Genomic DNA, 19,791 nt, shown 5'->3' on the forward strand with positions numbered 1-19,791 from the left:
AGTCTGGAATGTCCGAAAAACGCCCCGTCGTCGTCGATCTCCGCTTTGCCCGCGAAAGCGTCGTCAATGCGCTTCGCTCGGCCTTCCCCGATCGTCCGGTTATCGACATGGGTGACCCGGCGAATGCGGACCGAGACCTCTCGGATGCCGAATTCGCCGTGGTCTGGAAACCGGATCCGGCCCTTTTCCGTCGTGCAACCGGGCTCACCGCCATCTTCTCCGGCGGTGCCGGTGTGGATCACATCCTCTCGGTATACGAGCTGCCTGATCTCCCGATCATCCGTTTTGTCGATCGAAGCCTGACGGACCGCATGAGCGAATGGGTGGTCTGGCAATGCCTTCACCATCTGCGCAACGGTATTGCCTATGCCGGCCAGCAGCAGGCTCGCGTCTGGCACGAGATTGCCGATCAGCCGGAGGCACGGGAGGTCACGGTCGGCGTCATGGGACTTGGTGTACTGGGCGCAGACGCCGTCCGGAAGCTCGAGGTCATGGGCTTCGACGTCATAGGCTGGTCCCGTCGCGCAAAGGCGATCGACGGCGTCGTAACCTTCGACGCAAAGGGGCTCGACACCTTCCTCGGTCGCACCGATATCCTGGTCGGCCTTCTGCCGCTGACGGACGACACGCGCGGCATCTACGACCGGGCTCTGTTTTCCAGGCTCCGCCGCACCGGCCCCTTGGGCGGTCCGATCTTTCTCAATGCCGGTCGTGGCGGCAGCCAGAAGGAAGCCGAATTGATCGAGTGCCTCAAGGACGGCACGTTGAAAGCGGCCTCGGTCGATGTCTTCGAAAAGGAACCGCTCGATCGTGACAGTCCGCTTTGGTCGATGCCGAACGTGATCGTCACTCCTCACGCTGCGGCCGCCTCCGATGTTCGTGCGCTCTTCCGTCACGTCGAGGCGCAGATCGCTCGGCTCGAGGCTGGCAAGCCCCTCGAATTTGTTGTCGATCGTACCGCTGGTTACTAGCCTCCCGAGAATTGCGGGAACAAACCCCACTGAGCTCCCGTTTCCCTTGAGAATTCGCGCCTTGCGCGCCTCAGGACACAAGGGAGCAACCACATGAGCAGCCGAACCGATCTTCCAGATACGACCGACCGTCGCACGCGCGGCCTTCAGCCGGAACCCATGACGCCGACCGAGGCGCGTCAAGGCTTTAAAGGGAAACCGGTCCTCATCGTGCTGCTGGGCGGACTGATCCTCGCCATGCTCGTCTGGATCCCGGCCGAATGGTGGGGCAATTCCATTGCACCGAGTGAGCCGGCCAACCAGCCTGTCGAGCAGACGGCCCCGTCGCCGAGCGACAACAATCAGGTTGTGCCAGACTCCAGCCCGACACCCAGCCAGTAACGCGGTCAGACCTACCAGAGAGCGGCACAACGCCGCTCTCTGGACATTCCCCCGGTGATTGCCGATAACTGCACCGGAAACGGCCGAAGCGTTTCGGCCGTCCCCCGCAGTCCCCCTGCGGATGGCAAGGCAGTCGATCATGACCAAGACAGATATTGCGACCAGGGTTTACAATCATGCCTGGAAGCTCGATCCCATTATCCGCAGCCTGATCGACACGGACTTCTACAAACTGCTGATGCTCCAGATGATCTGGAAGCTCTATCCGCAGGTGAACGCCACCTTCACGCTCATCAATCGCACGACTTCGGTGAGGCTCGCCGATGAGATCGACGAGCAGGAACTGCGTGATCAGCTGGATCATGTTCGTTCGCTACGGTTGACCAAGAAGGAAATGATTTGGCTGGCCGGTAACACGTTCTACGGTCGAGCCCAGATTTTCGAGCCTGAATTCCTCGCTTGGCTCGGCAATCTCCAGCTCCCCGAATACGAGCTCTCCAAGCGTGACGGTCAATACGAATTGACATTCCACGGCTCCTGGATGGAAACGACGCTGTGGGAAATTCCGGCGCTTGCCATCATCAACGAGCTGCGCTCACGGGCTGCCATGCGCTCGCTCGGCTATTTCACACTCGACGTGCTCTATGCGCGGGCCAAGGCCAAGATGTGGTCGAAGGTTGAGCGCCTCCGCGAATTGCCTGGTCTGCGCATTTCCGATTTCGGCACCCGTCGCCGTCACAGCTTCCTATGGCAGCGCTGGTGCGTCGAAGCCTTGAAGGAAGGTATCGGCCCGGCCTTCACCGGCACGAGCAATGTGCTGCTTGCCATGGATTCCGACCTCGAAGCCGTCGGCACAAATGCCCATGAGCTGCCGATGGTCGTTGCGGCACTGGCTAAGACCGATGAGCAACTGGCCGCAGCCCCCTATCAGGTTTTGAAAGACTGGAATCGTCTCTACGGCGGCAACTTGCTGATTGTTTTGCCCGATGCCTACGGCACGACGTCCTTTCTCCAGCATGCACCGGAATGGGTCGCTGACTGGACCGGTTTCCGTCCCGATAGCGCACCGCCGATCGAGGGCGGCGAGAAGATCATTGAATGGTGGAAGAAGATGGGCCGCGATCCGCGCAAGAAGCTCTTGATCTTCTCGGACGGGCTCGATGTCGACGCGATTATCGACACCTACCGCCATTTTGCCGGACGCGTCCGCATGTCCTTCGGCTGGGGTACCAATCTCACCAATGACTTCGCCGGCTGCGCGCCTGTCGAGATCGCTGGCCTGAAGCCAATTTCCATCGTTTGCAAGGTCTCGGAAGCCAACGGTCGCCCGGCGGTCAAGCTTTCCGACAACCCGCGCAAGGCGACCGGGGATCCGGAGGAAGTCGAGCGTTACCTCCGCTTCTTCGGCTCGCAGGACCGCGTTGAGCAGGCCGTTCTCGTCTGACGGTCGGTTGCGCTGATGGTTCAGCAGTCTTGCATCCGCCGCCTTCGCCATGCAGTCTGGGACTGCGGGAGGGAGCCCGCGATCCGCAAGGGAGGAAGACCGGATGGACATGCAAGGCAGCGAGCGCATCGAGGCGCCGGTGGAAACCGTTTGGCGTGCGCTGAATGATCCCGAAATCCTCAAGCAAGCCATTCCAGGGTGCGAAAGCCTGGAAAAGATCTCTGACAGCCAGATGGCCGCCAAGGTCGTTCTGAAAATCGGGCCGATCAAGGCAAAGTTCGAAGGGGCCGTCGAACTGCACAATCTCAATCCGCCGCATTCCTATACGATATCAGGCGAAGGCAAGGGTGGCCTTGCCGGTTTCGCCAAGGGTGGTGCAGATGTGACCCTGACCGAGGAAGAGGGCGGAGCGACCTTGCTCAGCTACACGGTAAAGGCCGAGGTCGGCGGCAAGATCGCCCAGCTTGGCAGCCGGCTGATCGAATCGACCTCCAAGAAGCTCGCAGGCGAGTTCTTCTCGAACTTCAATGCCGCAGTGACCGGTGGGGTCGAGACTGGCGCTTGACGGATGACGCAGGATCGGGTGAAAGCCCGGCACAAGGAAGCGGCGGCATCGTGGAACCAGCCGAGATGATTCGGCCTTAAGGGGACATGATGATGAACGAAGGACCTGATCAGTATTTCGAGCAGCAGGACATGGCGATCAAGCTGATGCTTCTCGAGAACAAATCCGACGAACTCACGGACATCCTGGTTGAAGCGCTGCAGGATGCGCTGAAGCTCCTCGAAGAAGAGCTGGCGACTGTCCACTGACTGCGACCAGCCTGTCGGTCAGAACCTGTCGGAGACCTGGATCCCTGCGGGCCCCAGAATGACGGCGATCAGCACCGGCAGAAAGAACAGGATCATTGGAACGGTGAGCTTCGGCGGAAGGGCTGCTGCCTTCTTCTCCGCCTCGTTCATGCGTTCATCGCGGCCCTCTTGTGCAAGCACGCGCAGAGCTTGCGCGACGGGCGTGCCGTATCGGTCTGCCTGGATGAGGGCCTGAACGACGTTTTTGACGCCGTCGAGCTGCGTTCGCGTGCCCAGGTTTTCGAGCGCCTGGCGGCGGTCGGGAAGAAATGAAAGTTCGGCCGTGGTCAGCACCATTTCCTCGGCGAGTTCGGGTGACTGCTCGCCGATCTCGTCCGAGACGCGCCGCATTGCCGCTTCCAGCGAGATGCCCGATTCCACGCAGATCAGCATCAGGTCCAGCGCATCCGGCCAGGCGCGCTTGATCGATTTCTGGCGTTTCGTGATGCGGTTCGACACATAGATGTTCGGCAGGTAGAAGCCGAGATAACCGCCGAGAATAGTGACGAAGAGCCGGATCGGCAGTGCCTTTTCGGCGAGATTGCCGAGCACGAAGATCCAGAAGGCCGTGAGGGCCAGTGTTGCGAACGGCAACAGGAAGCGCGCCAGAAGAAACATGTTCAGCGCGTTTTGCGACCGAAGACCCGCCGCCTTCAGTTTGTCCACGGTGGTGTCGTCCACCAGCGCCTTGCGCAGGTTGAAGCGTTCGACGATGTTGCGGACTGACTTGTTGTTGGTCGTGCGCAGCGATGCCCGTCCCTGGGCGGCGTCAGCATTCAGCTTGGCGCGCTCACGCGCACGGATGAGGTCACGTTCGGTCGACACGGCGCGCATGCGTTTGTTGAGATCGCCGCGCTCCATGTAAGGCATCGCGATGGTGTAGAACGTCCCGAACACCGCAAGCGCCACGAGGACGGCAATGATCAGTGCCGGATCGGTCACTTGTGCAGCCCAGTCTTCGGTCATCCTACCAGCCCCTCAGATCTCGAAGTTGATCATGTTGCGCATGACCAGCAGACCGATGCTCATCCAAACCGCGGATATCCCGAGGATCAGGTGGCCGCGCGAATCGGTGAAGAGGATCGTGATGTAGCCGGGCGACGTGATGTAGACGAGAAACGCCACGATGAAGGGCAGGGCGCCGATGATCGCGGCCGAGGCCTTCGCCTCCATCGAAAGCGCGTTGACCTTGGCTTTCATCTTCTTGCGGTCTCGCAGCACGCGCGAGAGATTGGCGAGCGCTTCGGAGAGGTTACCCCCGGCCTGGCCCTGGATCGCGATGACGATGGCAAAGAAGCTGACTTCGTTGAGAGGCATGGTCTGGTGCATACGGGCGACCGAATCGGCGACGCTCAAGCCCAGCTGCTGCGATTCGACGATGCGCCGGAACTCGGTCTTGACCGGTTCCTGGCCATCGGCAGCGATCATCCGGATCGCGTCGTTGAGCGGCAGACCCGAGCGGATCGAGCGCACCATCACGTCGAGGGAGTTTGGAAATTCTTCCAGAAACTTCTTCTGGCGGCGGCTGACGAGGAAGCCGACGATCCAGCGCGGCAGACCGAGACCGGCGACGAAGGCGGAGCCGACGATCACCAGGGTCGGCATCCCCGCGAGAAAAGTCATTGCCAGAACGACGATGCCCAGAATGCCGCTCAGAAGATAGAACTGGGACAGTGAAACCGAAAGGCCGGATTGCACCAGCTTGGCCTTGATGCTTGCGGCATTGGCCTTCTTGGTCTTTTCCTGTTGCTGTTTCTTCTCGAGTTCTTTCAGCGAATCCTGAACCGATTTGCGGCGCTTCGAGATCTCCTGCACGCGATCGCGTGCCGCCTTCATCTGCGCCGTGTCCGTCTCCGCCGATCGCACCCTGTTGATGCGGCTCGCGGTTTTCTTGTCGGTTTCGATCCGGGAATAGAGCACGCCATAGGCGATCGCGCCTGTCGAGACGGCAGCGAGGAGGACGATGGCGAGAATGGTGGGATCGATTCCGAACATGGTGATCAGATCCCCTTGGACTTCTGTTCCATGGCGTCGAGTGCAGCCGCCAGGCGACGATCTTCGTTGTAATAGCGGGCGCGATCCCAGAAATGCGGCTTGCCGATACCCGTCGACATGTGCCGACCGATGATCTTGCCATTGGCGTCTTCGCCGTCGATTTCGTAGCGCATCAGGTCCTGGGTAATGATCACATCGCCTTCCATCCCGATCACTTCGGTGATGTGGGTGATGCGGCGCGAACCGTCGCGCAGGCGCGCCGCCTGGATGATGACGTCGATCGACCCGGAGATGATTTCACGCACGGTTTTGGCCGGCAGCGAGAAGCCGCCCATGGCGATCATCGATTCCATACGGCTCAGGCATTCGCGCGGCGTGTTGGCGTGGATCGTGCCCATCGAGCCGTCGTGACCCGTGTTCATCGCCTGCAAGAGGTCGAAGACTTCGGGTCCGCGCACTTCACCGACGATGATCCGCTCGGGACGCATACGCAGGCAGTTCTTGACGAGGTCACGCATGGTGATCTCGCCTTCGCCTTCGATGTTCGGCGGGCGTGTTTCCAGACGTACCACATGTGGCTGCTGCAGCTGCAGTTCGGCCGTGTCTTCGCAGGTGATGATGCGCTCGTCCTGGTCGATGAAGCCGGTGAGGCAGTTGAGAAGCGTCGTCTTACCCGAGCCGGTACCGCCTGAGATGACCACGTTGCAGCGAACGCGTCCGATGATCTGCAGGACTTCCGCGCCTTCGGGCGTAATCGCGCCGAACTTGACCAACTGGGCGAGGTTGAGCTTGTCCTTCTTGAACTTACGAATGGTGAGCGCCGGACCGTCGATCGCCAGCGGCGGTGCGATGACGTTGACACGCGAACCGTCGGGCAGACGCGCGTCGCAGATCGGGCTCGATTCGTCGACACGGCGACCGACCTGGCTGACGATGCGCTGGCAGATCGACAGGAGCTGCGAATTGTCGCGGAAGCGGATTTCCGATTCGATCGTCTTGCCGCCGACTTCGATGAAGGTCTGCCCGGCACCGTTGACCATGATGTCGGCGATGTCGTCTCGGGCGAGCAGCGGTTCAAGCGGGCCATAACCCAGAACGTCGTTGCAGATGTCCTCGAGCAGCTCTTCCTGCTCGGAGATCGACATCGCAAAGTTCTTGATCGTGATGATATCGTTGACGATATCGCGGATTTCTTCGCGCGCGCTTTCGCCGTCGAGCTTTGCAAGCTGCGACAGGTCGATCGTGTCGATGAGCGCGGAGAACACCTGGCTCTTGGTGTCGTAATAGTCTTCGGTCCGCGGCGGCTTCTTACGACCGGGTGTCTGCATCGAAGGCGGTGTCACCTGCTGACGCGTGCTGACTTCCGGGCTACCGGGTTCGATGAGCGTGCTGGAGCGTGCCGCGGGCGCAGCAGCAGACGGCTGTGCCGGGATCGTGCCGACGCCCGCCCCGCCCTTGCCGAAACCGTCGTTTCCGCGTTTGCCAAACATGAGCTCTACCTGTTCCTGTTAGCGGTCTACTTCTTGCGCAGCTTTTCGATGAACGAGCCGAGACCCGCCTTCTTGGGTTTCTTGATCGTGGCACGGCCCGTCACGAGATGTGCGAGCTGTGAGAACGTTTCCGCCGTCGGCGACTTCCCATCCATCTCGCTGATCATCCGGCCGCTATTGGCAGCGGTGCCGAAAAGCTGGGCGTCGAACGGGATGATTGCGACCGGATCGAGCTCGAGCGGTTCGAAGAAGTCGGATGGCGCGATCTCCGGCCGCTTCGGCATGCCCACCTGATTGAGGATCAGATGCGGCGGCTTGTCCTGCGGTCTCAGCTTCTTCAAGGCGTCGATCATGTTCTTCATGTTGCGCAGATTGGCGAGATCAGGCGCGCAGGTGATGACGATCTCGTCGACGTCGGAGAGCACCGCGCGGGTCCAGTCGGCCCAGGTATGCGGCAGGTCGAGCACCGTCACCGGAGCACTCCGCTGCAAAACATCGAGGATCGGCTGGAAGGCGCCGCGCTCGTAGTCATAACCGCGGTCGAGCATCGACGGGGCTGCGAGCAGCGAGAGGTTCTGCCCGCATTTCGTCAGCAGTCGGTCGAGAAAGACCTCGTCGAGACGCTCTGGCGAGAATACGGCTTCTGCCATGCCCTGGGCCGGATCCTGGTCGAAGTCGATATTCGCAGTACCGAACGGCAGATCGAGGTCGGCAAGCACCGTTTCGGTCGAAAACAGCGAGGAAATGCCGAAAGCGCAGTTGTGCGCGATGGTCGAGGAACCCACGCCGCCCTTGGCGCCGATGAAGGCGATGCTGCGGCCGAGCGGTTCTGCCTCCGGATCGACGAAGATGGAGGCGATGGAGCTCATCATGTCGGCCATGGTGAAGGGCGCCACGATGTATTCGGAAATGCCGTTGCGGATCAGTTCGCGGTAGAGCGCGATATCGTTGTGCCGGCCGACGAGGATCACCCGCGAGCTCGGATCGCAGACTTCGGCCAGCGGTGCAAGCTCCGTCATCAGGTCGCGTGGCCCGGCGTCGGTTTCCAGAATGATGAGGTTCGGCGTGGGCGTCGAGGAGAACATGTTCGCCGCAGCGGCGATATTGCCATGCGTGATGCGCATGCTGACGCGGGCCATGCGTCGGTCGCCGGCGCATTGCTCCATCGTCCGATGCACGCCTTCGCTGATGCAGAAGGCATGAATCGAGATGCGCGGCAGCGGGCGCAGGCTTTCGACGTCGCCTGCGATCACGCTCTCGGAAGCGCTCCGATATCCCTCGTTGGATTCGCCGATGTCATAGTCGATCGCGTTCATGCTCTCATCCTGTCCTCTTGGACCGCAGTCGCATCAGTTCGTGGAGGTGTCGGCGCCCCGGCGATAAAGGCCGATGACGGTCGAGCGCCTGGTGGCGTCGATCGGAGCCATGTCGCGGGGGGTGACGAGATCCATCGGATTGGCGATCTGTGCGGCGAGGTTGCTCTGCGTCGCGCAGCCGAAATTGTGATAGTTCTTGTTGCTGAAGGTATTGCTCTGCAGGTCTTCCGGCCATTCGCCGCAGGGATTGGTCATTGCGGTAATCGCCACATAGCTGAGGCGCACCGGAGCCGCATTGCTGTTGGCCTCTGCCTGGTAAGACGTTTCGATGATCCTGTTGGCCGCAACGCCCCGCGTGGTCAGAACATGGCGGATCTGCTTGCGCATGGCCGACGCGGCGCCGGAATTCGGCGAGCCGTGCGGCACCATGATCTGGATCGTGCCCGTGGAAGCCGACAGATAGTCTGCGGCAAATCCGGCGATCGAATCCTGCACGCCGACCGTCAGCGACCGGTCGCCGGAGGCGATCGGAACGTCGAGCGTGTGTTCCACCTCGCTCAGCATGATCGGATGTCGCGTACGGTAGTCGTCGGGGATGGCGGACGTCGTCATCCGGTCCTTCGTGCTGCCGCAACCGGAAAGCGCGACGGCTGTTCCGAGAACGAGGCCGGCGAGGAGGATACGCTGGAATGAATGACCCACTGATGCCATGGCTGGCCGACTTTCCCTGACTTGACGCGCCGAATGTTGCATTTCGATCCTCACGCCGTTCACTTGTAGATGAAGCCGACAGCGCCATGGTACTGGCCGGTCGGTTGGTTGTTCTCGCGGCGGCCATAGACCTTGTTTACCTTGTTCAGGAAGAAGGTCGCGCCGTCGTTTTCCGGGTTGAAGTTGTCGTCCGGTCGCGACAGGGCGCCGCGTGCAACGGGCCGCACCAGATAGGGCGTCGCGATGATCACGAGTTCTGTCTCGTTGCGCTGGAAGTCCTTGCTGCGGAAGAGCGTGCCGAGAACCGGCACTTTGGAAAGCCCCGGCAGCCCGGACATCGCCTGGCGAATATTGTCCTGAACGAGACCGGCAATCACGATCGAGCCACCGGACGGCAGTTCGACGGTCGTCGACGCTTCGCGCTTGCGGATCGACAGGAAGGTCGAGCCCGGGACCTGATTGAGAACGTTACCCGTCACCTGAGAGGACTCCCAGGTCGGCTCGGAGACATTCGTCTCGATCTGCAGGCTGATACGACCCGGCGCCAGAACGACCGGACGGAAGTTCAGCTCGATGCCATAGTCGATGCTCTGCGTTGTGCGCTGGATGGAAGTGCCTTCTTCATCGCTCGACACTTCCTGCGGTCCCGCAAGCCGGAATTCGCCGCCGACGTAGAACTTCGCGGGCTCGCCCGAGATTGCGGTGAGGCTTGGCTCGGCCAGCGTGCGCATGACACCGGCCTGCTCCATGGCATTGATGTAGGTATTGAGCCCGAGGCCGCCGATGCCGGCCGAAATCGTGGCCGTACCTGTCGGATCGATGGCATTGCCGAGGTTGGACGGATTCGCATAGCTGATGCCGGTCGATCCGTCGGAAATGCTGCCGGAGAATCCGAGCTGCTTCAGCACCTGGCGGCTGACTTCGGCGACGGTGACCTTCAGCGTCACCTGATCCTCGCCCTCGATGGTCAGGAGGTTGACGATCTGCGATGTCTGTCGCTGTTCCGCATAGATGGCAACAGCGCCGTCGCCGCTGCTCTCGCTGGTGGCAGTCGTGTTGCGGGTCGTCGCTTCACCACCCTTTAGAAAGGCCTCTGCAAGGCTCGCTGCACGCGCGGCGTCCTGCGGCGTGCGGACCGTGCCGGTCAGAACGATGTTGTCGGATACGATCTCGACCTTGATGTCGGACTCGGGGATAAAACGGCGCAGATTGGCTTCGAGGCCGGTGATGTCGCGCTCGATCTGTATATCCAGGCTGACGATTTCCTCGCCATTGGCACCGAAGATGAAGATATTGGTCTGACCGACCATCTTGCCGAACAGATAGATGCGGCGCGACGAGCGCGTCACGGCATCGGCCATGACAGGATCTGCCACCAGAATGTCGTGTGCGTCTGCGGGCAGGTCGACGACGAGTGCCTTGTTGAGGCCGAGCTTCACCGCGCGGCGAGCGCCTGGACCGGAATTGGTAATGCGCAAGACCGTCTGCTGCGCCGCCTCTGCTGCGGGCACCATGCTTCCGTGGTCAAGAAAGGAGCTCGGAGCGCCGGTGATCGCCATGGCAAAGGCGATGCTGGCGGTCAGCGATACCTTGAGTTTGTGTGTCAGGCTGGCCACGATGGGTCTCCACTCATTGCATGGAATTGGCGGTCGATGAGGTCGACTTGACCACCTCGCCAGACTTGATGACCTGGATGATCGGCTGACCGTCTCCGCCACTGAGCAGATGGTCGGCAGCTGACGTGTCTTCCTCCTGCGCGTCGGCGACCGAACGCAGGGCGAGCGACAGGCGGTCTGCCATCTGTTGTGCCACTGCGATGACCTTGGTCTGGTCTGGCGTCAGTTCGAGGGTTGCCGTCGTGCCGATGACGGATTTGGAGCCATCAGGGGCTTCCGCGATCTGCTGGTCAATGGCCAGCACGCGAACATTGGAGAGAACGGTCTCGGTCAGGAAATTGTCCTCGTCCCCCTTGCGGACCATGATCACGTCGACCCGGTCGTTCGGCAGGATGAAACCGCCGGCGCCGGTCGCCACCGAGATTTCGGTCGAGACGGCCCGCTTGCCCGAGGGCAGGAGCGACGAGAGGATACGGGAAGAAGAATCGGCAATCTTTTCACGCCGCAGCGGCTCGCCTTCGAAAACGGGCAGGCGAACCACGACGCCGGAAAGCTCGGCGATGGCATCCGGTCGCGTCGATGATGTGATGAAGCCATCCACCACACTGCCTTCCGGCCAGGCCATCCAGCGCATGGAGTTTTCATCGAGGCGGGCACCGACCGGAAGGTTAGCCGCCGAGACGAGCACCTCGACGGTCGGCTCCTTTTCGATGACGGCATCCTGCACGATCACGGTTTGGTTGCCGCTGAGCCGCATGGCAAGCAGACCGGCCATACCGGCAGCCACGACGGCGACAGCGAGTATGATGAGGCGGGCGGGTTTCATGATCGATCCTCGGGCGACGCAATAGGTTCTGCCGACAAGGTTGATCAGGAATTGGTGTACTTATGGTTAATGAGCCGCTTACATTTGTGGTTAACGTAAGGTTTCTTCGGTTCCGGTCACAGCGCTTTCTGGATGGCTGCAACAACCAGAGGAGAACTTGGATAGGCCAGAAGTCCTGCGCCGCCGATTGCAATGGCGTAAGGGATCTTCTTGGCGACCATGAGGGTTTGTGGAAGTCGGACGCCGACAGTCGCGAGCTTGTCCCAGTTGGCACGCAGGAGCATGACCACGATGGTCAGCAGACCGCCGAGATATCCCGTGTAGACGAGAAACTCGAAGAGCGAGGTGTTGAAGCCGAACCAGAGTGCAGCAGCCGTCAACAGCTTGGCATCGCCGCCGCCCATGACATTGAGTGCGAAAAGGCTGAAACATCCGAAGAACACGAGTAGCGCAGCCGCCAGATGCCAGCCGAGCTCGATTACGGACAATCCGCTGAACGGAGCAATCAGGACAAAGGTACCGATGAGGAGGAGCGAGATCCAGTTCGGAATCGTCATCTCAACAAAATCGGTGATCGCCGCCAAGACAAGACAGACCGGAAGGACAAGAAAGATGGCGGCGTTGTACATGATCAGCTCCAAAACGGTTCCTCATCGTCTCCCAAAACTCTTTGTAAATGGCAAACGCCTCAAGCTTTCGCGCTGATTAAAACTGAAAAAGCCGCCCTAAGGCGGCTTCTCCATATGCTGTGAAGGGTTATGCCATTAAGGTGTGGGCGTGCTGGCGGTAACGCCCTTGCCCATTTGTGTGGCGACATTGGAGAACGTGTTGTTCAGAGCGCCACCGAGGGTCGTCGCGCCGGTGATCAGGGCGACCGAGATGAGGGCGGCGATAAGGCCGTATTCGATTGCGGTTGCGCCGGACTCGTCCTTGACGAAACGTGCGAAAAGCTTGGTCATGTTATTTCTCCTACTCCGCGAGGTTGATCAGCACTGCCGGCAACTGTTTGCCGTTGCTCGGATGTCGCCAACCTAAGCGGCGCCCTATTGCCATCGGCTTAAGAAAGACGGTTACCGGATCGTGAAACGGCGCAAGCCTCCGGTGTGGTAAATGAATACTGGCTTAGACCGATAAGATGCCTCAGATCTCAGCCAAAACAGCGCAGTAGCGGGAGCTTTTCCATCCCCATGCCGGGTGCGGCACGCCGAGGTCTTTCCCGTCGCAGGCAAGTGTTAACGCATCGGTCTGTCAGGCTGCGCCTGAATGGCACACATTCGGCCAATGGGTCGCTCGAGCCTGTGGCAATTTTTGATAACAGAGCCGAACGCGTGCTCTGACTAGGCCGCAGAAATGCACTTAACCCTTCATTCACCAAAAGCCGGCATGCTTCCCGCAACATCCCCACGCGCGTACTCAAAGGCACGTTCATGACCGACCGTCTTATTGTTGCTGCAACCGCCATGACCATGGTCCTGGCCATGATGTCGCCAGCAACCGTTGTGCATGCGCAAGATGAAGGCATCCTGCGCGTCTATATGAACAGCGCACGGGTACTTAAGCTGGATCGCCCGGTGAGCAAGGTGATTGTCGGCAATGCCGAGGTCGCCGATGCGACCGTCGCCGACGCACGCACGATCGTCCTGACGGGTCGTTCCTATGGCACGACAAATCTTGTCCTGCTGGATGCCGACGGCAATGCCATCGTCGACGAACGCATCCTCGTATCCATCGACGAGGCAAGCACGGTGCGGGTGTTCAAGTCCACCGCGCGCACCGTTCTCTCCTGCACGCCGAACTGCGAAGAACACGCAAAGACCGGCGCTACGCCGTAATACTCTTGAGTTTTGCCTTCAGACGGCGTGGCAAAGTGTAAATATTCGGGAAACGGAAAATCAATATTTGGCTCGTAGCTTCACCTGAGCTTTGAGGATGAAGAAGGCTATGACCAGCCAGGATATCGATCGAAATCATCGGATTGAGCGACGCAGACCACGCTTTCGGCTGTGGCGCAAGCTCGCGCGATCGAAGGACGGCGCCGCAGCGATCGAATTCGCGATCCTCGCTGTACCCTACTTTCTTATCATCTTCGCGATCATCGAGACCTTCGTGGCTTTCGCTGCCGAGCAGCTGGTGACCAATGCGGTCAACACGCTGGGCCGGCAGATCCGCACCGGTCAGATCACCTATCAACTCAACCGCCCTGCCACGGACATGGATGTCACCAAGTTCCGCAAGGCGTTCTGTGACGAGGTGAACATCATGATTCAATGCTCGGAGGCGGAAATCGCCACTCCGAGCAAGCTCTATATCGACGCCCGAGCCTTCACTAAGTTTTCGGATATCCCGAAAAACATCCCGCGTGTCTCGACGGCCAATTTCGCCGACATCGATCCGACGAGCTTCAAATTCACGCCGGGAGGACCGAATACGGTCAACATGCTGCGCGCCTATTATCGCTGGCAGGTGATCACCGATCTCGTCCGTCCCTACATCACGACCATCAGACCCTCGGATGGGTCCCTGCCGTCAGACTTCCTGATCGTCGCCACCACCGCCTTCCAGAACGAGAAATATCCATGACCGTGAGCGGCAGAGATAAATCCGCGCTGAGACGAAGCGTGACGAGCCTTCAGCAGGGCTATCTCGGCCTTGTCGGCACCTGGAAGCGCCTGATTGGCGACAGACAGGGCGTGGGTGGAGTCGAGTTCGCGCTCGTCGCCCCGATGTTGATCGTTCTCTATCTGATGGCATTCGAGCTCACCATGGGCCTGAGCGTTGCCAAGAAGACCTCGATGGCAAGCAGCACGATCGCAGATCTCGTTTCGCGCGAGGACAAAGTCGACCCGGCCTTTCTCGCAGGCATGGCAGACGTCTCCGGCGCAATCTTTGTGCCCTATCCCTCCAAGGATCTGCTGATCAAGGTCAGCGCGATCGAGATCGATTCCTCTAAAGCGGCGAAAGTCCTCTGGTCTTGGTCGACCACAGGCGTGGCCCCCTATGCCGTCGGCACGGATGCACCCGTGCCCGCCGACATGCTCGTCGCCGATACGTTTCTCATCCGTAGCGAACTCAGTGTCAGCCACGAACTGATGATGTATCTCCCGGGCCTGTCTGGCACCGAAGCCAAGAGCCTCACCATCGCGCGGGAATACTATTTCCGTCAGCGGCTTGGCACCGAAGTCAAATGCGGCAACTGCTGATCTGAGGCGTTTGCCAAGCCTTCGTCCAAGCGCTAAGGATGCGATAAAAGGCCGGCAGAACAACAAACCAGACCCGGCCGTGGTGTTCACATGGCACGTGCTTTCCTTTTCGTTCTCGATTCCTTCGGTATCGGCGGCGCGCCCGATGCGCCCGCCTATGGTGATGATGGCTCCGATACGCTCGGCCATATCGCCGAGTTCTGTGCGGCTGGCGCCGGCAACCGCAAGGGGCTGCGGCAGGGTCCGCTCGTCCTGCCGAACATGTCCGCACTCGGCCTCATCGAGGCCGCCAGGCTCGCCACCGGCAAGGCGCCTGACGGCATGCCGATCCCCGAGCGCGTTTTTGGGCTTCATGGCGCCGCAAGCGAAGTGTCGCACGGCAAGGACACGCCCTCCGGCCACTGGGAAATCGCCGGCACGCCCGTGATGTTCGACTGGGGCTATTTTCCGGAGGGCGAAGAAGCTTTCCCTCAAGATCTGGTGGAAGCGATCTGTCGCGAAGCGAACCTGCCGGGCATACTCGGCAATTGTCATGCATCCGGCACAGAGGTGATCGCCCGCTTCGGCGAGGAGCATATCCGCACCGGCAAGCCAATTTGCTACACTTCGAGCGATTCCGTCTTCCAGATCGCCGCCCACGAGGTTTATTTCGGCCTCGAACGCCTGCTCGAACTCTGCCAGATCGTCCGAAAGCTTCTTGATCCCTTGAACATCGGCCGGGTTATCGCCCGTCCTTTCATCGGCGAAACTGTCCAGACCTTCGAACGCACCGGCAACCGCCGCGACTATTCCGTACTGCCACCTGAGCCCACGCTGCTCGACCGTCTCGTCGAGGCCGGTCGCAAGGTGCATGCCGTTGGCAAGATCGGCGATATCTTCGCCCATCAGGGTATCTCCCGTGTCATCAAGGCCAATGGCAACATGGCGCTGATGGATGCGACGCTGAAGGTCATGGACGAGGCAGAAGACGGCGATCTCGTCTTCACCAATTTCGTCGATTTCGACATGCTCTTCGGCCATCGACGCGACGTGCCGGGTTATGCCGCAGCGCTCGAAGCCTTCGACCGCCGCCTTCCGGAAGTTCACCGCAAGCTCAAGCCCGGCGACATGGTTCTGATGACGGCCGATCACGGCTGCGATCCGACCTGGCGCGGCACCGACCATACCCGCGAGCGCGTGCCGATCATGTGCTTCGGTCCCGGTGTGCGCTCGCGCAACATCGGTGTCCGCAACACCTATGCCGATATCGGCGAAACCATCGCGGCGCATCTGGGGATCGCTCCCGGCCGCCACGGACGGAGCTTCCTGTGACGAGACAAATGAAGAAGGCCGAACTGCACTGTCATATCGAAGGTGCGGCGCCGCCGACGCTGGCGCTTGCCCAGGCCGAGAAATATGGCGTGGACCCCGCGACCTTCATGCAAAACGGCACCTACGCCTGGAGCGATTTCGCCGAATTCATCAAGGCCTATGACCGCGTTGCCGCCCTCTTCCGCACGGAAGAGGACTATGCCCTCCTGACCGAGACCTATCTGCGTGAACTCGCAGCCGTCGATACGATCTACAGCGAGATCATCGTCTCGCCCGATCATGGCGATCGCATCGGCCTCGGCGCGGACACCTACCTCTCCGGCATCACCGCCGGCATCGAGGCCGCCAAGGCAGCCACCGGCATCGAAGCGCGCATCATCGTCACCGGCGAGCGCCATTTTGGCCCCGACAGCGTCATTGCCGCCGCCGAATATGCCGCCCGTAGTAACAACCCGCTGGTCACGGGCTTCAACATGGCCGGCGAGGAGCGCATGGGCCGTGTCGCGGATTATGCCCGCGCCTTCGACATTGCCCGCGAGGCGGGCCTTGGTCTCACCATCCATGCCGGTGAGGTCTGCGGTGCCTTCAGCGTCACCGATGCCCTTGACCTTGTGAAGCCTGCGCGTATCGGCCACGGCGTCCGCGCCATTGAGGATCCCGAGCTTGTCAGCCGCCTGATCGATCTCGGCACCGTGTTGGAAGTCTGCCCCGGCTCCAACATCGCGCTCAAAGTCTTCCCCGACTTCGCCAGCCATCCGCTCAAGAAGTTCCACGAGGCCGGTGTGAAGGTCTGCATCAGTTCCGACGATCCACCCTTCTTCGGCACCTCACTCGCCCAGGAATACGACTGGGCCTCGAGCGAATTCGGCTTCACTGACGCCGAGATCGACGGCATGACGCGCACCGCGATCGAGGCGGCCTTCGTCGATGAGGAGACCAGAGCGCGGCTTCTCGCCCGGCTGTGATGTCGCAACTGTTGAAGACCGGGCAAAAACCGGCATCGCTCTTGCGGCATCTTGAGAGAACGTGAAAATAGAAGCACCTCAGAAAACAAGAAAAGAAGGCTCGACCATGGACGGCGTAACAGTCATCGATCACCCCCTCGTGCAGCACAAGCTGACGATCATGCGCCGCAAGGAAACGTCGACCTCGAGCTTCCGTCGGCTGCTGCGCGAAATCTCCACGCTCCTCTGCTACGAGGTGACCCGCGACCTCGAACTGACCATGGAGACGATCGAGACGCCGCTCACCGAGATGCAGTCGCCGATCCTTGAGGGCAAGAAGCTGGTCTTCGCCTCGATCCTGCGTGCCGGCAATGGGTTGCTCGAAGGCATGCTGGAGCTGGTGCCGGCCGCGCGCGTTGCCCATGTCGGCGTCTACCGCGACCATGAGACACTGCAGGCCGTCGAATACTACTTCAAGGCCCCGGAAGCTCTCTCCGAGCGCCTGATCATCGTCGTCGATCCTATGCTGGCGACCGGGAATTCCTCGATCGCGGCCATCGAGAAGCTGAAGGAGCGCGGCGCGAAGAACATTCGCTTCCTCTGCCTCTTGGCCGCACCCGAAGGCATCAAGAACTTCCACGCAGCGCATCCCGATGTGCCGATCTTCACCGCGTCTATCGACAGCCACCTGAACGAGAAGGGCTACATCATGCCCGGCCTCGGCGATGCTGGCGATCGGATGTACGGGACGAAGTGATTTCTTAACCAGATCGCAAGCTTTGACGGCCCGAAACCCCGGTTTCGGGCCGTTTTGCGTCACGGCTTATCCGTTTTTTCGGGTGCGGCTGATATGTTCGGCCCCATCGCTCTCGGGGGATCGACGATGTTTGCTCGCACATTCTTCATGGTCTTGATGCTTGCGCTCTCTGCCAGCCAGTGGCCGACGATCGCGGAGAAGGTTCAGGCCATGCTGGACGAGCGCGAGGCGGCTGAACCCGCTGCCGTCGTGGCCAAGCCTGCCGCAGCGGTTCCCTCCGGCCAGACGGTTCTCACGATGGGTCGCCATGGCCACTATTCGGGAACGTTCAAGATGAACGGCAAGCCCGTTGACGCCATGGTGGATACCGGAGCCTCCAGGGTGGCGATCAATGTCTCGACGGCCCGCCGCCTCGGTTTCAGCCCGGCAGCGCTCGATTTCCGTTACCAGGTGAGAACTGCGAACGGGGTGACCAGGGCGGCACACGTGACGCTAGACCGTGTTGAGATCGGCAGCATCCGGGTGCGTGATGTCGAAGCCGTTGTTCTGGGTGACGAGGCGCTTTCATCCACGCTTGTCGGCATGAGCTTCATGACAAAGCTCAGGTCCTATACGGCGGAGAAGCGCACGCTGCGGATGATCCAGTGAGGTTTTCGCCCGTTACTCGGCAGCGATCCTGAGCCCGATGACCGGTGTCGCAGCCGGCTTCGTCTCTGAAATCCGATAGCAGTCGGACACAGTCTTGGCGGCTTGAGCCGCAGTAGCTTCGTCATTCGCCTGCACGAAGGCGATTGGCTCGCCCTTCTCGACCTTTGCGCCCAGCGGCTTGAAGCCGGAGAGACCCACGCCGTGATCGATCTTGTCGCTGGGACGCTGGCGGCCACCACCGAGCGACACGACAGCGAGACCGAGACCGCGCGTATCGCACTCGCCAAGATAGCCGTCCTCATCGGCAAGAACGGCGACCTCAACCTTGGCCCGTGGGAGATATGTTTCTGCCTTGTCCATGAAATCGGCGGGACCGCCGAGCTCCGACGCCATCTGCCCGAAGATCTCCGCCGCCTGGCCGGAGGCCAGCACCTTTGCGCAGCGGGCAAGAGCAGCCGCCTGGTCGCTCTCGACGCCGGCATTGACCAGCATCTCGGCACCGAGCGCCAGCGTGACCTCCTCAAGCCGCGTCCCGCTCTTCTCGCCTTTGAGGAAATCCACCGCGTTCAGCACTTCGATTGCGTTGCCGGCGCAGTCGGCGAGCGGCTCGTTCATGTCGGTCAATAGCGCGGTGGTCTTCACACCCGCACCATTCGCGACACGCACCAGCGAGCGCGCCAAGGCTTCCGCATCCTCAGCTTTCGCCATGAAGGCGCCATTGCCAACCTTCACGTCGAGAACCAGGCTTTCCAGCCCGGCCGCAAGTTTCTTCGACAGAATGGAGGCCGTGATCAGCGGGATGGATTCGACCGTCGCCGTCACGTCGCGGATCGCATAGAGCCGCTTGTCGGCCGGGGCCAGATCGCCCGTCTGGCCGATGATCGCGCAGCCGGCGCGGTCGACCGTCCGACGGAAGGTGACATTGTCGGGCATCACATCGTAACCGGGGATCGACTGCAGCTTGTCGAGCGTGCCACCGGTATGGCCGAGGCCACGGCCTGAAATCATCGGTACGGCCAGCCCGCAGGCCGCCACGATCGGCGCCAGCATCAGCGAGACATTGTCGCCCACGCCGCCGGTCGAGTGTTTGTCGGCGATCGGCTTCCCGACGCCTGCCCAGGAGAGCACGTCGCCGGAATCGCGCATGGCAAGCGTCAGCGCTACAATCTCGTCTGGCGTCATGCCCTTGAAGAAGACGGCCATCGCAAACGCGGCCACTTGCCCCTCGGAAATCGTTTCCTTCGATAGACCCTCGATAAAGCCGCCGATCTCCTGCGCGCTCAGGGTCCCGCCATCACGCTTGCGTCGGATGATCTCCTGGGGAAGCAT

General features: G+C 60.9%; 22 protein-coding genes. 12 read left to right on the forward strand and 10 right to left on the reverse strand.

Annotated features, from left to right (window positions below; all coding sequences use genetic code 11):
- Positions 1-8: 8 nt before the first annotated feature.
- The 5 genes from D4A92_RS07410 (at position 9) to D4A92_RS07430 (ending at position 3,609) form a co-directional block, all read left to right on the forward strand.
- On the forward strand, positions 9-971 hold the full coding sequence (locus D4A92_RS07410) for a 2-hydroxyacid dehydrogenase (protein WP_203019044.1): 963 nt from the start codon (positions 9-11) through the stop codon (positions 969-971).
- Positions 972-1,064: 93 nt separating this feature from the next.
- Positions 1,065-1,352, forward strand: coding sequence for a hypothetical protein (locus tag D4A92_RS07415; protein ID WP_203019045.1), 288 nt, complete (start codon positions 1,065-1,067; stop codon positions 1,350-1,352).
- A 139-nt stretch (positions 1,353-1,491) separates the two neighbouring features.
- Positions 1,492-2,796 carry a nicotinate phosphoribosyltransferase gene (gene pncB / locus D4A92_RS07420; RefSeq protein ID WP_203019046.1) on the forward strand — a complete coding sequence of 435 codons (1,305 nt, stop codon included), beginning with the start codon at positions 1,492-1,494 and terminating at the stop codon, positions 2,794-2,796.
- 103 nt (positions 2,797-2,899) lie between these two features.
- A complete protein-coding gene (locus tag D4A92_RS07425) occupies positions 2,900-3,361 on the forward strand; it encodes a CoxG family protein (RefSeq protein WP_203019047.1) in 462 nt (153 codons plus the stop codon).
- Between the two features lie 92 nt (positions 3,362-3,453).
- Entirely contained in the window at positions 3,454-3,609 is a 156-nt protein-coding gene (locus tag D4A92_RS07430; RefSeq protein ID WP_167539685.1) for a hypothetical protein, read from the forward strand.
- Positions 3,610-3,627: 18 nt separating this feature from the next.
- Here D4A92_RS07430 and D4A92_RS07435 read toward each other — a convergent pair whose 3' ends face one another.
- From D4A92_RS07435 to D4A92_RS07475, 9 genes are all read right to left on the reverse strand, one after another.
- Complete coding sequence (locus D4A92_RS07435; RefSeq protein ID WP_006725203.1) at positions 3,628-4,614, reverse strand: type II secretion system F family protein; 987 nt, start codon at positions 4,612-4,614, stop codon at positions 3,628-3,630.
- 12 nt (positions 4,615-4,626) lie between these two features.
- Entirely contained in the window at positions 4,627-5,643 is a 1,017-nt protein-coding gene (locus D4A92_RS07440) for a type II secretion system F family protein (RefSeq protein WP_203019048.1), read from the reverse strand.
- A gap of 5 nt (positions 5,644-5,648) precedes the next feature.
- The gene (locus D4A92_RS07445) at positions 5,649-7,133 is read right to left on the reverse strand and encodes a CpaF family protein (RefSeq protein WP_203019049.1); all 1,485 of its coding nucleotides are present in this window, start codon (positions 7,131-7,133) and stop codon (positions 5,649-5,651) included.
- 26 nt (positions 7,134-7,159) lie between these two features.
- Positions 7,160-8,449 (reverse strand): AAA family ATPase, encoded by a 1,290-nt coding sequence (locus D4A92_RS07450; RefSeq protein WP_203019050.1) that lies wholly within the window; start codon positions 8,447-8,449, stop codon positions 7,160-7,162.
- Between the two features lie 33 nt (positions 8,450-8,482).
- Positions 8,483-9,160: a CpaD family pilus assembly protein gene (locus D4A92_RS07455; protein WP_203019051.1), complete on the reverse strand. Its 678-nt coding sequence runs from the start codon at positions 9,158-9,160 to the stop codon at positions 8,483-8,485.
- Positions 9,161-9,219: 59 nt separating this feature from the next.
- Positions 9,220-10,776 carry a type II and III secretion system protein family protein gene (locus D4A92_RS07460; RefSeq protein ID WP_425959210.1) on the reverse strand — a complete coding sequence of 519 codons (1,557 nt, stop codon included), beginning with the start codon at positions 10,774-10,776 and terminating at the stop codon, positions 9,220-9,222.
- A 13-nt stretch (positions 10,777-10,789) separates the two neighbouring features.
- The gene (gene cpaB / locus D4A92_RS07465; RefSeq protein ID WP_203019052.1) at positions 10,790-11,602 is read right to left on the reverse strand and encodes a Flp pilus assembly protein CpaB; all 813 of its coding nucleotides are present in this window, start codon (positions 11,600-11,602) and stop codon (positions 10,790-10,792) included.
- Between the two features lie 116 nt (positions 11,603-11,718).
- Positions 11,719-12,231: an A24 family peptidase gene (locus D4A92_RS07470; protein WP_203019053.1), complete on the reverse strand. Its 513-nt coding sequence runs from the start codon at positions 12,229-12,231 to the stop codon at positions 11,719-11,721.
- Positions 12,232-12,366: 135 nt separating this feature from the next.
- On the reverse strand, positions 12,367-12,561 hold the full coding sequence (locus D4A92_RS07475) for a Flp family type IVb pilin (RefSeq protein ID WP_203019054.1): 195 nt from the start codon (positions 12,559-12,561) through the stop codon (positions 12,367-12,369).
- A 501-nt stretch (positions 12,562-13,062) separates the two neighbouring features.
- On the opposite strand from D4A92_RS07475, the gene D4A92_RS07480 reads away from it, so the two are divergent.
- The 7 genes from D4A92_RS07480 to D4A92_RS07510 all read left to right on the forward strand — a co-directional run bounded on the left by D4A92_RS07480 (position 13,063) and on the right by D4A92_RS07510 (position 18,462).
- Positions 13,063-13,434 carry a pilus assembly protein N-terminal domain-containing protein gene (locus tag D4A92_RS07480; protein ID WP_425959269.1) on the forward strand — a complete coding sequence of 124 codons (372 nt, stop codon included), beginning with the start codon at positions 13,063-13,065 and terminating at the stop codon, positions 13,432-13,434.
- A 109-nt stretch (positions 13,435-13,543) separates the two neighbouring features.
- Positions 13,544-14,182 carry a TadE/TadG family type IV pilus assembly protein gene (locus D4A92_RS07485; RefSeq protein WP_203019056.1) on the forward strand — a complete coding sequence of 213 codons (639 nt, stop codon included), beginning with the start codon at positions 13,544-13,546 and terminating at the stop codon, positions 14,180-14,182.
- 38 nt (positions 14,183-14,220) lie between these two features.
- Complete coding sequence (locus tag D4A92_RS07490) at positions 14,221-14,802, forward strand: TadE/TadG family type IV pilus assembly protein (protein WP_203019057.1); 582 nt, start codon at positions 14,221-14,223, stop codon at positions 14,800-14,802.
- Positions 14,803-14,892: 90 nt separating this feature from the next.
- Positions 14,893-16,113 carry a phosphopentomutase gene (locus D4A92_RS07495; RefSeq protein WP_203019058.1) on the forward strand — a complete coding sequence of 407 codons (1,221 nt, stop codon included), beginning with the start codon at positions 14,893-14,895 and terminating at the stop codon, positions 16,111-16,113.
- A complete protein-coding gene (locus D4A92_RS07500; RefSeq protein ID WP_203019059.1) occupies positions 16,110-17,078 on the forward strand; it encodes an adenosine deaminase in 969 nt (322 codons plus the stop codon). The genes D4A92_RS07495 and D4A92_RS07500 overlap by 4 nt, the downstream gene beginning before the upstream one ends.
- Positions 17,079-17,184: 106 nt before the next feature.
- Positions 17,185-17,814: a uracil phosphoribosyltransferase gene (gene upp, locus D4A92_RS07505; protein WP_113458212.1), complete on the forward strand. Its 630-nt coding sequence runs from the start codon at positions 17,185-17,187 to the stop codon at positions 17,812-17,814.
- A 126-nt stretch (positions 17,815-17,940) separates the two neighbouring features.
- A complete protein-coding gene (locus D4A92_RS07510) occupies positions 17,941-18,462 on the forward strand; it encodes a TIGR02281 family clan AA aspartic protease (RefSeq protein ID WP_203019060.1) in 522 nt (173 codons plus the stop codon).
- Positions 18,463-18,474: 12 nt separating this feature from the next.
- Here D4A92_RS07510 and deoA read toward each other — a convergent pair whose 3' ends face one another.
- Positions 18,475-19,791 (reverse strand): thymidine phosphorylase, encoded by a 1,317-nt coding sequence (gene deoA / locus D4A92_RS07515; RefSeq protein WP_203019061.1) that lies wholly within the window; start codon positions 19,789-19,791, stop codon positions 18,475-18,477.

Source organism: Rhizobium rosettiformans, from assembly GCF_016806065.1.
Classification (GTDB): Bacteria; Pseudomonadota; Alphaproteobacteria; order Rhizobiales; family Rhizobiaceae; genus Allorhizobium.

Bases quoted from the DNA above. Each gene is read 5' to 3' on its own strand.
- D4A92_RS07410 (WP_203019044.1), top strand. From the start codon at position 9: ATGTCCGAAAAACGCCCCGTCGTCGTCGATCTCCGCTTTGCCCGCGAA.
- D4A92_RS07415 (WP_203019045.1), top strand. From the start codon at position 1,065: ATGAGCAGCCGAACCGATCTTCCAGATACGACCGACCGTCGCACGCGC.
- pncB (WP_203019046.1), top strand. From the start codon at position 1,492: ATGACCAAGACAGATATTGCGACCAGGGTTTACAATCATGCCTGGAAG.
- D4A92_RS07425 (WP_203019047.1), top strand. From the start codon at position 2,900: ATGGACATGCAAGGCAGCGAGCGCATCGAGGCGCCGGTGGAAACCGTT.
- D4A92_RS07430 (WP_167539685.1), top strand. From the start codon at position 3,454: ATGAACGAAGGACCTGATCAGTATTTCGAGCAGCAGGACATGGCGATC.
- D4A92_RS07435 (WP_006725203.1), bottom strand. From the start codon at position 4,614: ATGACCGAAGACTGGGCTGCACAAGTGACCGATCCGGCACTGATCATT.
- D4A92_RS07440 (WP_203019048.1), bottom strand. From the start codon at position 5,643: ATGTTCGGAATCGATCCCACCATTCTCGCCATCGTCCTCCTCGCTGCC.
- D4A92_RS07445 (WP_203019049.1), bottom strand. From the start codon at position 7,133: ATGTTTGGCAAACGCGGAAACGACGGTTTCGGCAAGGGCGGGGCGGGC.
- D4A92_RS07450 (WP_203019050.1), bottom strand. From the start codon at position 8,449: ATGAACGCGATCGACTATGACATCGGCGAATCCAACGAGGGATATCGG.
- D4A92_RS07455 (WP_203019051.1), bottom strand. From the start codon at position 9,160: ATGGCATCAGTGGGTCATTCATTCCAGCGTATCCTCCTCGCCGGCCTC.
- cpaB (WP_203019052.1), bottom strand. From the start codon at position 11,602: ATGAAACCCGCCCGCCTCATCATACTCGCTGTCGCCGTCGTGGCTGCC.
- D4A92_RS07470 (WP_203019053.1), bottom strand. From the start codon at position 12,231: ATGTACAACGCCGCCATCTTTCTTGTCCTTCCGGTCTGTCTTGTCTTG.
- D4A92_RS07475 (WP_203019054.1), bottom strand. From the start codon at position 12,561: ATGACCAAGCTTTTCGCACGTTTCGTCAAGGACGAGTCCGGCGCAACC.
- D4A92_RS07480 (WP_425959269.1), top strand. From the start codon at position 13,063: ATGACCATGGTCCTGGCCATGATGTCGCCAGCAACCGTTGTGCATGCG.
- D4A92_RS07485 (WP_203019056.1), top strand. From the start codon at position 13,544: ATGACCAGCCAGGATATCGATCGAAATCATCGGATTGAGCGACGCAGA.
- D4A92_RS07495 (WP_203019058.1), top strand. From the start codon at position 14,893: ATGGCACGTGCTTTCCTTTTCGTTCTCGATTCCTTCGGTATCGGCGGC.
- upp (WP_113458212.1), top strand. From the start codon at position 17,185: ATGGACGGCGTAACAGTCATCGATCACCCCCTCGTGCAGCACAAGCTG.
- D4A92_RS07510 (WP_203019060.1), top strand. From the start codon at position 17,941: ATGTTTGCTCGCACATTCTTCATGGTCTTGATGCTTGCGCTCTCTGCC.
- deoA (WP_203019061.1), bottom strand. From the start codon at position 19,791: ATGCTTCCCCAGGAGATCATCCGACGCAAGCGTGATGGCGGGACCCTG.